Raw genomic sequence first — 11,927 nt, forward strand, 5'->3', positions numbered from 1 at the left:
ATCGCTGCATCCGATCCCTTGCGAGCATGGCTTCTTCTCCTTCGCTGATGACTTGAGCCTCACCATCGCTCTGCTCACGGTGTCCGACACCCGCACCCGGGCGGACGATCGCTCCGGTGATGCCCTGCAGCAGCGGCTCGAGGCGGGCGGCCACCGCCTTGTGGAGCGCTGCATCGTGCCCGATAACCGTTATCAGATCCGCGCTGAGCTGAGCCGCTGGATCGCCGACCCCGCTGTGCAGGTGGTGATCAGCAGCGGCGGCACTGGCCTCACCGGCCGCGACGGCACCCCTGAAGCCGTGGCACCCCTGCTCGATAAGACGATTGAGGGTTTTGGCGAGCTCTTTCGCGTTCTCTCCTTTGAAACAATCGGCACCAGCACCCTGCAGAGCCGCTGCTTGGCTGGCGTGGCCAATGGCACGGTGATTTTTGTGCTCCCGGGATCGCTGGATGCGGTGGAAACCGCCTGGGATCGCCTGATTTCAGCTCAGCTCAACGAAGCCACCCGCCCCTGCAACCTGGTGCAGCTGCTGCCCAGGCTCACGGAGCCGGCCGGGTGAGCCGTTGGCGTCGTCTGCATGTGGCAGCCCGGCGCGAACGCCGCCGCGGCCGGCGTTATCAGCCCCGTTTTCGGCTGAATCAGATCGGGGTCACCTCGCTGGCGGCGCTCTGTGCTGTGTTGTTGCTGGGCCTGCTCTCCCTGTGGAGCGGCCAGCTGTTGATCGTGGCGCCCTTGGGTGCGTCGTGCGTGCTCTTGTTTGGCTACCCCGCCAGCCCTCTGGCTCAACCGCGCAACATCGTGCTCGGCAATGGGATCGGTGGCTTGGTGGGTGTGGCCCTGGTCACGGCCGTTGGCCAGGGGCCGCTGGTGCTGGCCTTAGCCGTGGGCCTCACGATCCTGTTGGGTCAGCAGCTGCGCTGCCTGCATCCCCCCGCCGGTGGCATGGCCTTCCTGGCCGTGTATTTGAAGGTGGCCTGGGGCTTTCTGCTCTTTCCCGTGTTGAGCGGTTCGCTGCTGCTGGTGCTGTTGGCCTGGGCCTTCAGCCGTTGGGTGCCCGGTGCCTTTCCCTATCCCCAGCACTGGTTGTGATCGGCGCTCCGAATGGCTGCTGGTGCTGATTCCTGTGGGGCTTGCCGGGGCGATTGGTTCGCGCTTGGGCAGCCGCCATTGGCCCGTGGCCTGGATCCGCCGTTGCCTGGCGGTGGTGTTGCTGCTGGCCTCGTTGAAGCTGCTGGGGCTGGCTGCCTTGCTCTAGCCGCCCAGATACGCCATCTCGGCATGGTGGTGGCCGCCAGGGCTGGCTTGGCGCTCTTCGCTATAGCGGTCGCGCCGGCTGTGCCACAGCTGGGTTAAGGCCTGCTCCAAGCCAGTGGGATCAGCGCTGGGCTGCAGCCAGGGCTGGAGGTCCAGGCCACTGCTCGGGGCTGCAAACAGGCAGGTGTAGGCCACCCCATCGGCGGTGACGCGCAGACGGTTGCAGTCGCCGCAGAAGGGCTCGCTCACGGACGCCACCACGGCGATCCCACCAGTGCCATCGCGGTAGCGCCAGCGGCGGGAGGTGCTGTGCAGATCCCGTTCAAACGCTTCCAGCGGCCAGCGGGAGCCGATGCGTTCGGTCATCTCGCTGGCGCTCACCACGTCGGCCGGGCTCCAGCCGTTGCGGCTGCCCACATCCATGTATTCGATCAACCGCAGTTCCAGCCCTTGCCCGCGGCAGAGCTCGGCCAGGGGCAGGAGTTGATCGTCGTTGCGGCCGCGCTGGATCACGGCATTGAGCTTGAGGGCTCCCGCCGCCGGATCGAAGCCCGCATCCCGCGCATGCCCGATCGCGGCCTGCACCGCCGCCAGGGTGCGCTCGCCGGCTGTGGCATCGCTGAGGCCGGCCATCCGGGCCACGCTGGTGCCATCAGCGCCGTCGAGGCTGAGGGTGATGCGATCGAGGCCCGCCGCCCGCAGAGCCCGGGCGCGCTTGGCGCTGAGCAGGGTGCCGTTGCTGGTGAGTGCAATGTCCCGCAGGCCCCGAGTCCGCAGCGGTTGCACCGCCTCAATCAGGCGCTCGAGCTGGGAATGTAGCAGGGGTTCTCCGCCAGTGAGCCGCAGGCTGTGGGCACCCAGAGCCACTGCCGCCTGCACCACGGCGTGCCGTTGCTCGAGGCTGAGCAGGCCTGGGGGCTCCTGCTCATCCGGCAGGCAATAGGGGCAGGCCAGATTGCAGCGGGCCGTGAGCGAGAGCCGCAGCACGCCGAGCGGGCGGCCGAGCCCGTCGAGCGGTGGATCGCTGGATGTTGGGTTGGCCGCTGGGGTGGCCATGCGGGTCACAGCTCGGCAGGGCTGTTCACATTCCGGATCGTGGCAGCGGGGAGGTGCACGTGGTTGCAGGGTTGGCCGTCCAACCATCGCAGCAGCCGGCGCTCTCCGCTGCTGACGGCTTCGGCCAGGGCCCTGTGGATGGGCGCCTGGCTCGGGTAGACCCCCAGCAGGGGTTGGCTGCGGGCGCCGTCGTGGGCCAGATGGATGCGTTGCGGAGCCATGGCAGCGGCCGCGAGCAGGGTGTGCAGTGCGGCGGCGTTGAGATGCGGCATGTCCACCGGTGCCAGCAGGAGCCGGGCATCTGGATGCCGCTCCATCAGGCGATGCAACGCCAGCAAGGGCCCCTCCCAAGGTGGCAGCTCTGTCACGGCCTCCAGTTGCGGCAGTGCCAGTGCCTCCGCCTGCGCCAGGTGTTGCGGCCAGCGGCTCAGCAGCGTGATCGGTGCATCCAGCTCCGCCAGCAACTGCAAGGTGTGCTCCAGCCAATTGCCACCTGCGGGATGGGGCAGCAGCGCTTTGTCCTGCCCCATGCGCTGGCTGGCACCACCGCTGAGCAGGCAGCAGCGCAGAGCTGGGATGGGCTCGGGTTCCAGGGTTGGCATCCCTGGTTTGGTAGCGGTCGTCACAGGGTTGTGCCAGGCGCCTTGATCCAATGGCAGCCGCGATTCCCGCCCCGCTGAACGCTCCTCACGTCGCCACGGCTGCTGTTGCCGCTGATCCTGGCTCCCAGACGGCCCGGGCGCAGTGCCCCTACTGCGGTGTGGGTTGCGGCCTGGAACTGAAGCCCCCCAAGGATCCCGGCGATCCGCAGTGGACAGCCCGCGGCGATCGCCACCATCCCTCTTCCCTCGGGCAGGTGTGCGTGAAGGGCGCCACGGTGGGTGAAACCCTCCACCACAACCGCCTCACCACACCGCTGTGGCGAGAGCGGCTTGATCAACCCTTCGCGCCGATCAGCTGGGAGAAGGCCTTTGGCCTGCTGGTGGAGCGCATCCGCGCCACGCTCGAGCAGCAGGGGCCCCAGGGTCTGGCGATCTATGGCTCCGGCCAGTTCCTCACCGAGGACTACTACGTGGCCAACAAGCTGCTCAAGGGTGCTTTGGGCAGCAACAACTTCGATGCCAACTCCCGCCTGTGCATGAGCTCGGCGGTAGCCGGCTATGCCCGCAGCCTGGGTTCCGATGGCCCGCCCTGCTGCTACGACGATCTCGATACCGCCGATCTGGTGTTCCTGATCGGCACCAACACCGCCGAATGCCATCCGGTGTTGTTTCAACGGCTGCTGAAGCGCAAGCGCAAGCAGAAAGACGCGTTGCGGCTGGTGGTGGTAGACCCCCGCGCCACGGCCACCTCCGATCCGGCTGATCTGCATCTGGCGATCCGTCCGGGCAGCGATCTGGTGCTGCTCCAGGGCATCGGGCATCTGCTGCTGGAGCTGCAGGCGCTCGATGCGCGCTTCATCGCCGATCACACCGAGGGCTTCGCCGAGCTCAGGGAGCTGTGGCAGCAGTGGACGCCCCAGCGGGTGTGCGATCTCTGCGGCATCGCCGAAGCCGACCTGCGCCAACTGGCTCAGTGGTGGGCCGAAGCCGCCGGGGTGCTCAGCCTCTGGTCGATGGGGGTGAACCAGAGCAGCGAGGGCACGGCCACCGTGGCCGGGATCATCAATTTGCATTTGGCTACCGGCCAGATTGGCCGCGCCGGCGCCGGCCCCTTTTCGCTCACCGGTCAGCCCAATGCGATGGGCGGCCGCGAGGCCGGAGGGCTGGCGCAGCTGCTGCCGGGCTATCGCTTTGTCGCCAATGCCGAGCACCGCGCCGAGGTAGAGCGCCACTGGGGGTTTGCGGCCGGCTCGATCGCCCCGGCTCCGGGCCTGGCGGTGTGGGATCAGATCGAAGCGATGGAGCGCGGTGAGCTGGGGTTGTGGTGGGTCGCCGCCACCAACCCGCTGGTGAGCATGCCGGCCCTGGATCGGGTGCGCGCTGCGGCCACCAATTGCCCAATGGTGGTGCTGAGCGAGGCCTATGCCGGCACCGAAACCGCCGCGGTGGCCCATCTGCTGCTGCCGGCGGCCCAGTGGAGCGAGAAGAGCGGCGTGATGACCAACTCGGAGCGGCGCGTCACCCACTGCCCGGCCTTCCGAGAGCCCCCCGGTGAGGCGCGGCCGGATTGGGCGATCTTTGCGGAGCTGGGCCGGCGGCTGGGTTTTGAGCAGCAGTTCAGCTACGGCTCTGCTGAACAGGTGTATGCCGAGTTCACGGCGCTCACCGCCGGCCGGGTGTGTGACCTCAGCGGCCTCAGCCATGGCTTACTGGCTGAGCATGGACCGCAGCAGTGGCCCTTCCCCGCCGGTACAGCACCCGGCGGTGGTCAGCCGCGCCTCTACGGCGACCATCAGTTCCCCACGCCAACCGGCAAAGCGCGCTTTTTAGCGGAGCAGCCCTTCGGTCTCGCCGAACCGCCCTGCGAGCAGTTTCCGCTCGTGCTCACCGTGGGCCGCTATCTGGGCCACTGGCACACCATGACCCGCACGGCCCATGTGGCGCGGGTGAACCAGCAGCACCCTGAAGCTCTACTGGAGGTGCATCCCGCCGATGCAGCCGGGAACGGCCTGATGGATGGCGCTACGGCAGAGGTGTGTTCCCGCCGCGGCAGCATCCACGCCAAGGTGGCGATCACCGATCGCATCCGCCAGGGCACGGTGTTCCTGCCGATGCACTGGGGGGCCAGTCAGGAGAACGCCTGCGAGGCCAATCGCCTGATGCATGAGCAGGCTTGCCAGCACTCCAAACAGCCGGAACTCAAGGCCGCGGCTGTTCAGGTGCGGCCTGTGCCGTGAGGGCAGCTCTGAAGCGGTTGGTGGTGCTGCAGCACGTGGAGCGCGAAGGCCCAGGTTTGTTTGCGTTGGAGGCCTTGGCCCGGGGCTGGACGGTGCTCATCTCTCGCTTGGATCTGGGTGACCCGCTGCCGTAGCTGGGGAATGCGGATTGCTTGCTTGTGTTGGGCGGGCCCATGGGTGTGGCCGATCTGGGCGATGCCGCCTACTCCTGGCTGCCGGTGGTACTGCCGTGCCGTTGCAGGTGGGTGATCCCCCCAGGCTCCTGCGGGAGGTGGGTTTGGGGCGGTCAGTTGGTGGCCCAAGCCGCAGCACAAGCCCTTGCTCCAGGGATTGGATCCCCATCAACTGGTTCTCCACTGGCACGGAGATCGCTGCCTGCTTCCTGCAAGCGCCCAGATCCTGGCCTTAAGCCTGCATTGCCCTGAACAGGCGTTTTGCTAGTCGCCATCAGCCTAGGCCTGCAGTTTCACATCGAGATCGACTCCTCCACCCTGGAGCGCTGGTTGGACGAGGACGCAGCGTTTGTGATTGGAGCTCTTGGGGAGAACGGGCCGGCGCGTATTCGTGAAGAAGCCCAGCAAAGGCTTCCGCTGTTGCGACAGCAAGGACGCCAACTGATTGCCAACTTGTACGACCAACTCAATGGCTTGTAGGGCTGACACTTGTCCTCGCTACCGTTGAGAGTTCAGGCTGTTACAAAGAATCGACCCGTGCTTTGCCAGGGTATAGCGACTGGGAGGCAGACATGTTTGCTGACTACAGGCAAGTCGATGGGTTTGATGAGTATTTCTGCCCAGATGGCGAGGCCAGGCCGGGACTGGCCCCTTTGCTGGAGATGTTGGGTGCGATTCCGGAAAGCACACTGCGCCAACACCATGGGCGAGCGGCCGAGTTGTTGCTGCGACAAGGTGCGACGTTTCGGTTGAATAGTTCTTCGGCGGAGGTTGGTGAGCGCATCCTGCCCTTTGATCCGTTGCCGCGTTTGATTCTGGCTCCGGAATGGCAGCGATTAGAGCAGGGTTTGATTCAGCGTATTGAAGCGATCGATCGCTTTCTCGCTGATGTCTATGGTCGGCAGCGCATTCTTTCTGATGGGGTGATTCCCCGCGAGGATGTGGAGAGCTCGCAGGGTTGGCGGCCTCAGATGCTGGATCTCGCGCCGCCTCGTGGTCGCTGGTGTCATATCTCTGGCCTGGATCTGGTGCGCGATGGTGAAGGCACCTGGCGGGTCTTGGAAGACAATCTGCGTTGTCCATCCGGCGTGTCGTATCACCTGGAAAATCGCAAGGTGATGAAGCGCACATTGCCGGGTCTCTTTGCCAGCCTGCGCGTGCGCTCCACCGAGGGCTATGCCTCACGGCTGCTTGAGGCTTTGCGTTCGCTCGCACCTTGGACGCAGCAGCCCAAGGTGGTGCTGCTCACTCCTGGTGTTTACAACAGTGCGTATTTCGAGCACAGCTATCTCGCTACCCAGATGGGAATTGAGCTGGTGGAGGGCCGTGATCTCCGTTGCCACGATGGGCGGGTATGGATGCGTACCACCCAGGGGCTTGAGCCTGTGGATGTGATCTACCGGCGCATCGATGATGACTTCCTCGATCCCACCGTTTTCCGCGCTGATTCGATGCTGGGCGTGCGTGGGCTGATGGAGGTGTACGCCAAGGGCCGAGTGGCCATCGCCAATGCTCCTGGCACGGGCGTGGCTGATGACAAGTTGATTTACACCTATGTGCCGGAAATGATTCGCTACTACCTCGGCGAGGAGGCGATTATCGAGAACGTGCCCACATTCCGTTGTGGCATTCCTCTAGAGCGCGAGCATGTGCTGGCCCATCTTGATCAATTGGTGGTGAAGGCGGTATCAGAGGCTGGTGGCTACGGCATGTTGATTGGGCCGAGCAGCACAGAAGCGCAGCGCCAGGAATTTGCGGAGAAGATCCACGCCAATCCCCGCAACTACATCGCTCAACCCACGCTGGCGCTCTCGACAGTGCCGTCATTGCTCGAGGACGGCATCGCCGCCTGCCATGTTGATCTACGGCCTTACATCGTGCGCGGTCAAGACACCTGGATCACCCCGGGTGGCTTGACCCGGGTAGCGCTGCGGCGCGGCTCGCTGGTGGTGAATTCGTCTCAAGGTGGTGGCAGCAAAGACACCTGGATCATTGAGACCCCAACTGGCGGCCGGGCAGATCTCGCAGGTTCGAGAGTGAGTGCTGGTGCGGATCGGGAGGTGAGCGCATGCTGAGCCGGGTTGCTGATTCCCTGTATTGGATCAACCGCTATGTGGAACGGGCAGACAATTTTGCTCGTTTTCTCGAAATCAGCATTGCGCTAGCCCTCGATAGTGGTGATGAGGTGCGCAATCTCTGGCAGCCGCTGCTTGAAACTAGCGGTGTCGCCGAGTTGTTTCGTGAGTGCTACCTGATCTGTAACGCTTCCAACTGTTGTGAGTTTCTGGCCCATCGCGTTGATAATCCCAGCAGCATTACGAGCTGTTTGGCGGCTGCCCGTGAAAACGCTCGCCAGATTCGTGATCGCATCACCACAGAGGTGTGGGAGCAGCTCAACGAATTGCATTGGACGGTGCAGGACGCCAGTTTCTGGGAGCAGCCTCTGCAGGAAGCCTTGCGTGACATTCGCCGCGGCTGCGAATTGTTCTATGGCGTGATGGATGCCACCCAGAGTCGCGATCATGCCTGGGATTTTGGTCAGCTGGGTCGCTGGATGGAGCGGGCCGACAAGACCAGCCGTCTGCTGGATGCGAACTGGTTGCTCACCGAGATGCCGCATGCAGGATTGAGTTCGCCACTGCCGGAGCCTGTGATGGAAGAACTGCACTGGACCGGTGTGCTGCGCTGTCTGGGTGGGTATCAGATGTACCGGCAACAAGTCAGCGAGCCGATTGCTGCTGCGAGTGTCAGCGCTTATTTGCTCCTGGATGAGCGCTTCCCCCGATCGGTCGCCCACTGCATCGAGGCGATCAACCGCGCCTTGCGAGGGCTTGTGGAGGATGCGCAGTGCTCCACGCAGTTGCAGCATCTTGACCAGTTGCTGGATCGCCTCAGCGATTCGGCCAATACACGCCAGCGTCTTTATCGCTTAGGTGCTGATCTGCCGCAACGGGCCCAAGAGCTATCGGCGCAGAGCCGTGTTGGGGAACTGGAGTGGCTGGCTGGCTTGTTGCAGGCCCGCTGGATGCATCTCTCGATGGCGGAAATGCTGAGCGATGGCATTCATGACTGCATCGATGAGTTGCAGGCTGATCTCAATCAGCTCGATGCACTGTTGCATCAGCGCTATTTGATGGCTGAGGACAACCTCGAACTGGCGGGTGTGTGAGGAGGGTTGCTGGGTTCAGCCCTCTAGCAGCTCCGGCGCAATGCGCAGGGTCCGCTGGGGGCCCACGTCCTGTTCGATCAAGCCCAGATTGCGCAATTTGGAGAGCTGTTTGGTCACCGTGACCCGGGTATGGCCGCTGAGATCGGCCAGTTCGGCGTGGGTGAGGCGCAGCGGCAATTCGTACCAGGCGCCATTGCGCCGCCCGAGTCGCTCCACCAACAACTGCAGCAGGGCGCCGATCCGCTGCTCCGCGTCGTTGAGGTTCCGCAACAGCAGCAGCGATAGCGTCCACTCGTGCAGGTTGTTGCTGCCGACGGCCGGTTCCGCTGGGCAGCCCTCAATCAGCTGAGCGGTCTGGAGGGCCTCCAGATGCAAGCGGGTGGTGCGCAGCAGATCGAGGGGCAGCTGATCACCGGCCTGAAGAAAACCAAGGGTGACCGGCTCAGCTGTGAGGGCTTCCTGCTCCGGCCTGGAGGCAGACACCCTCACCAAGCCGGAGTGCACCGTGAGGCACTGGTTGCGCTCGAGGAGGCGTGCATCGAGCAACAACGTGTTGCCCGCACGAATCGAGAGCGTCGCATCGGCTTCAGTCGTCGTCATGGGCATAACGGCGATAGAGGAAGTCGAGGGCGTGGTTGCGCAGCTGCCCGTAGCGCGGATCGTCTTGGATGGTTTCGAAACGGCGCGGGCGTTCAAACGGAACATCCATGATTTCGCCGATGGTGGCGGAGGGGCCGTTGGTCATCATCACGATCCGATCGGAGAGGAAGAGGGCCTCATCGATGTCGTGGGTGATCATCAATACGGTGGGTTTGTGCTCGCGCCAGATGGCGAGCAGTTCCTCCTGAAGCTCTTCCTTGGTGATCGCATCAAGGGCGCCGAAGGGTTCATCGAGCACCAGCACTTCAGGCCGAACGGCCAGGGCTCGGGCAATGGCCACCCGCTGACGCATGCCGCCGGAAATCTGTGCAGGCCGCTTCTGGCGAGCCTCCATCAGGCCCACCATCTCCAGGTGGTGCTCCACGGTTTTGGCGCGGGCGGCAGCATCCAGCTCAGGGCGAGCGGCTTTCACCGCCAGATCAACGTTCTGCTCCACTGTTTTCCAGGGCAGCAGCGAGTAGTTCTGAAACACCACCATCCGATCGGGGCCGGGCCGATCAATCGGTACGTCGTTCAGGGTCACGCTGCCGCTGCTCGGCTGCAGGAAGCCGGACACCATGTTGAGCAGCGTGGATTTACCGCAGCCGGAGTGGCCGATCACGCAGATGAATTCACCCTGGGCGACCTCCAGGTTGATCTCCTTGAGTGCCTCAAAGGGGCCTCGCTGGGTGTTGAACACTTGCCCCACATTGTTGAATGTGAGGTAGGCCTGCTTACGCGCCTCGGTGGTTGTGCTGAGGGGTGCACGGGTCATGGCACTGGTCATCTCAGTGGGCAGCGATCGAACGGGAGCTGGCGCCGGAGGGCAATGGAATGGATTCCAGGGCCGTGGCTCGGCTGAAGGGCAGCTGATTCAGGTAATCGAGAGGGTTGTCCTGGTCGAAGGCCACGCCATCCGCCAAGGCGAAGGGCTGACGCTCCGGCCGCAGGTCGGCAAAACCGGCGCGTTCCAGAGCACGGCTGCACAGGTCGCTCCGATACACCTGGCTGAGCAGCTCGAGGCGGTTGGAGGGGAAAGCGCTCCAGCCCCAACGGCTGAACTGGGTGAGGATCCAGCTGCCTTCGGCGGCGTTGGCCAGATGGGCGCGATCGCTGTGGAAGCGATTCAGGGGAAGCCGAACGCCGCTCGGTTCATCCGTCCCCAGATCGAACTGGCGCTGAAGCGCCAGAGCGGAGCCATTGCCCAACCACTGGGGAGCTCCCAGCAGTGACACCAACCCATCGTGCTCAGCCGGATCTTCGCAGAGCTGACCGCCGCGCATCAGGCCAGCGCAGAGATTGAGCAGGGCTTCCTGGTGGTTGAGCGCCCAGTCTTCATGGCAGGTGAGCACCTTTTCCGGATGGCCGCCCCAGATGTCGAGGTCGGTGGCGAGCACGGAGGTGAGGCCGGCTTCCACCGCCTTGGCCACCCGGTAGCGACCGGCGATGAAACCATCGATCTCGCCCGCCCGGAGCGTGGCTTCCATCGCCATCGGCGACAGCGCCAGCAATTCCACCTCGCGATCGGGATCGATGCCGCCGCTGGCCAGCCAGTGGCGCAGGAGCAGCTCCTGCATGTTGCCCTTCTGGGCGACCGCAAGGCGTAGCGGCCACTCCCGGCCCTTGAGGCGCTCAGCCAGGCTACTGAGGTTGTGGATGCCCAGATCGCTGAAGCGCCGTGCCAGGCAGAGGGCATTGCCACTGCGGGTCACCGTCATCGGCGTGATCGCCGGCCAGGCGGGCTGGCCATCGATGCCCAGGGTGAGGGCCAGCGGGGTGGTGGCGGAGGTGATCGCCACATCCAGCTCGCCTTTGCGCAGCTCCTCTTCGAGGCTCTGCCAGCGATCGAAGGCCACGGGCTTGAGCTCGATCCCGTGATCGCTGAGGAAACCGCGCTCCATCGCCACCGCCAGGGGGGCAATATCGAGACCCGGGAGATAGCCAAGCCGCACGGTTTCCAACTCGGGCGTCGCCACCGGCACCACCGGGGTGATGCGCTGCTTGCGCTGTTTGAGGCGGCGCTGCTGTTGCAGGAACCCGATCAGTTCGCTGCGCAGGTGGTAGTAGTCCGGGTGATTCATCACCTCCAACCGCTCACGGGGCCGGGGCAACGGCACCTGCAGGATCTGGCCGATGCCGGCCTCCGGTCCGTTGGTGAGGCACACCACCCGATCAGAGAGCAGCAGCGCTTCATCCACGTCGTGGGTCACCATCACGGTGGTGACGCCGGCCTGCTGACAGATCTGCATCAGCTGCTGCTGCAGATTGCCGCGGGTGAGGGCATCGAGGGCCCCGAAGGGTTCATCGAGCAGCAGCAGCTTCGGGCGGATGGCCAGGGCGCGGGCGATGGCCACCCGTTGCTTCATGCCGCCGGAGAGTTCACCGGGGAACTTATCGGCTGCATGGCCGAGGCCCACCAGCTGAATGCTCTGCTCAATCCGCTCGCGTTGTTCGGCGGTGCTGGCACCGCTCATCACGTTGTTCACCGCCAGGGCGATGTTCTGGCGCACGGTCTGCCAGGGCAGCAGCGAATAGTTCTGGAACACCACCATCCGGTCGGGGCCGGGGTCGGTCACCTGGCGTCCGTCCATCAAGATGCCGCCGCTGCTGGCCTGGGTGAGGCCAGCCATCAGGTTGAGCAGGGTGGATTTGCCGCAACCTGAGTGGCCGATCAGTGAGACGAATTCACCTTCGCTGATGCTGAGGTCGATGTCCTTCAGGGCTACATAACGGCCGCCGTCATCGAGGGGAAAAACCTGAGTGACGTCGTCAACCGTGAGAAAGGCAATGGACATCG

General features: G+C 64.5%; 12 protein-coding genes. 7 read left to right on the forward strand and 5 right to left on the reverse strand.

Features of this window, described 5'->3' with window-relative positions:
* Window positions 1-52: 52 nt before the first annotated feature.
* From moaB to H9532_RS08190, 3 genes are read left to right on the forward strand one after another with little or no spacing between them, the layout of a single operon-like run.
* Complete coding sequence (gene moaB, locus H9532_RS08180) at window positions 53-559, forward strand: molybdenum cofactor biosynthesis protein B (RefSeq protein ID WP_296367225.1); 507 nt, start codon at window positions 53-55, stop codon at window positions 557-559.
* Window positions 556-1,089 (forward strand): HPP family protein, encoded by a 534-nt coding sequence (locus tag H9532_RS08185; RefSeq protein WP_296367227.1) that lies wholly within the window; start codon window positions 556-558, stop codon window positions 1,087-1,089. The genes moaB and H9532_RS08185 overlap by 4 nt, the downstream gene beginning before the upstream one ends.
* The gene (locus H9532_RS08190; protein ID WP_296367230.1) at window positions 1,058-1,255 is read left to right on the forward strand and encodes a hypothetical protein; all 198 of its coding nucleotides are present in this window, start codon (window positions 1,058-1,060) and stop codon (window positions 1,253-1,255) included. The genes H9532_RS08185 and H9532_RS08190 overlap by 32 nt, the downstream gene beginning before the upstream one ends.
* Here the strand turns inward: H9532_RS08190 and H9532_RS08195 are convergent.
* The gene (locus H9532_RS08195; RefSeq protein ID WP_296367232.1) at window positions 1,252-2,310 is read right to left on the reverse strand and encodes a radical SAM protein; all 1,059 of its coding nucleotides are present in this window, start codon (window positions 2,308-2,310) and stop codon (window positions 1,252-1,254) included. The two genes, H9532_RS08190 and H9532_RS08195, sit on opposite strands and share 4 nt — an antisense overlap.
* Before the next feature lie 5 nt (window positions 2,311-2,315).
* On the reverse strand, window positions 2,316-2,912 hold the full coding sequence (locus H9532_RS08200; RefSeq protein ID WP_296367234.1) for a molybdenum cofactor guanylyltransferase: 597 nt from the start codon (window positions 2,910-2,912) through the stop codon (window positions 2,316-2,318).
* A gap of 50 nt (window positions 2,913-2,962) precedes the next feature.
* Between H9532_RS08200 and H9532_RS08205 the strand changes: the two genes are divergently transcribed.
* The 4 genes from H9532_RS08205 to H9532_RS08220 all read left to right on the forward strand — a co-directional run bounded on the left by H9532_RS08205 (window position 2,963) and on the right by H9532_RS08220 (window position 8,491).
* A complete protein-coding gene (locus tag H9532_RS08205) occupies window positions 2,963-5,149 on the forward strand; it encodes a molybdopterin oxidoreductase family protein (protein ID WP_296367236.1) in 2,187 nt (728 codons plus the stop codon).
* Entirely contained in the window at window positions 5,146-5,283 is a 138-nt protein-coding gene (locus tag H9532_RS08210) for a hypothetical protein (protein ID WP_296367238.1), read from the forward strand. Before H9532_RS08205 ends, H9532_RS08210 begins: the two co-directional genes overlap by 4 nt.
* 611 nt (window positions 5,284-5,894) lie before the next feature.
* Complete coding sequence (locus tag H9532_RS08215; RefSeq protein ID WP_296367240.1) at window positions 5,895-7,397, forward strand: circularly permuted type 2 ATP-grasp protein; 1,503 nt, start codon at window positions 5,895-5,897, stop codon at window positions 7,395-7,397.
* Window positions 7,391-8,491, forward strand: a complete 1,101-nt coding sequence (locus H9532_RS08220) for an alpha-E domain-containing protein (RefSeq protein ID WP_296367242.1) — start codon at window positions 7,391-7,393, stop codon at window positions 8,489-8,491. Before H9532_RS08215 ends, H9532_RS08220 begins: the two co-directional genes overlap by 7 nt.
* 15 nt (window positions 8,492-8,506) lie before the next feature.
* Here H9532_RS08220 and H9532_RS08225 read toward each other — a convergent pair whose 3' ends face one another.
* From H9532_RS08225 to H9532_RS08235, 3 genes are read right to left on the reverse strand one after another with little or no spacing between them, the layout of a single operon-like run.
* Window positions 8,507-9,091 (reverse strand): helix-turn-helix domain-containing protein, encoded by a 585-nt coding sequence (locus H9532_RS08225; protein WP_296367243.1) that lies wholly within the window; start codon window positions 9,089-9,091, stop codon window positions 8,507-8,509.
* A complete protein-coding gene (locus H9532_RS08230; protein ID WP_296367246.1) occupies window positions 9,078-9,905 on the reverse strand; it encodes a nitrate ABC transporter ATP-binding protein in 828 nt (275 codons plus the stop codon). Before H9532_RS08230 ends, H9532_RS08225 begins: the two co-directional genes overlap by 14 nt.
* Before the next feature lie 13 nt (window positions 9,906-9,918).
* Window positions 9,919-11,925: a nitrate ABC transporter ATP-binding protein gene (locus tag H9532_RS08235; protein WP_296367249.1), complete on the reverse strand. Its 2,007-nt coding sequence runs from the start codon at window positions 11,923-11,925 to the stop codon at window positions 9,919-9,921.
* Between the last annotated feature and the right edge of the window lie 2 nt (window positions 11,926-11,927).

Source organism: Vulcanococcus sp. Clear-D1 (assembly GCF_014654725.1).
GTDB lineage: Bacteria > Cyanobacteriota > Cyanobacteriia > PCC-6307 > Cyanobiaceae > Vulcanococcus.

What these genes read in the sequence shown, in the direction of transcription:
- H9532_RS08195 (WP_296367232.1), bottom strand. Translation starts at nt 2,310, where the DNA reads ATGGCCACCCCAGCGGCCAACCCAACATCCAGCGATCCACCGCTCGAC.
- H9532_RS08200 (WP_296367234.1), bottom strand. Translation starts at nt 2,912, where the DNA reads ATGCCAACCCTGGAACCCGAGCCCATCCCAGCTCTGCGCTGCTGCCTG.
- H9532_RS08205 (WP_296367236.1), top strand. Translation starts at nt 2,963, where the DNA reads ATGGCAGCCGCGATTCCCGCCCCGCTGAACGCTCCTCACGTCGCCACG.
- H9532_RS08215 (WP_296367240.1), top strand. Translation starts at nt 5,895, where the DNA reads ATGTTTGCTGACTACAGGCAAGTCGATGGGTTTGATGAGTATTTCTGC.
- H9532_RS08220 (WP_296367242.1), top strand. Translation starts at nt 7,391, where the DNA reads ATGCTGAGCCGGGTTGCTGATTCCCTGTATTGGATCAACCGCTATGTG.
- H9532_RS08225 (WP_296367243.1), bottom strand. Translation starts at nt 9,091, where the DNA reads ATGACGACGACTGAAGCCGATGCGACGCTCTCGATTCGTGCGGGCAAC.
- H9532_RS08230 (WP_296367246.1), bottom strand. Translation starts at nt 9,905, where the DNA reads ATGACCCGTGCACCCCTCAGCACAACCACCGAGGCGCGTAAGCAGGCC.
- H9532_RS08235 (WP_296367249.1), bottom strand. Translation starts at nt 11,925, where the DNA reads ATGTCCATTGCCTTTCTCACGGTTGACGACGTCACTCAGGTTTTTCCC.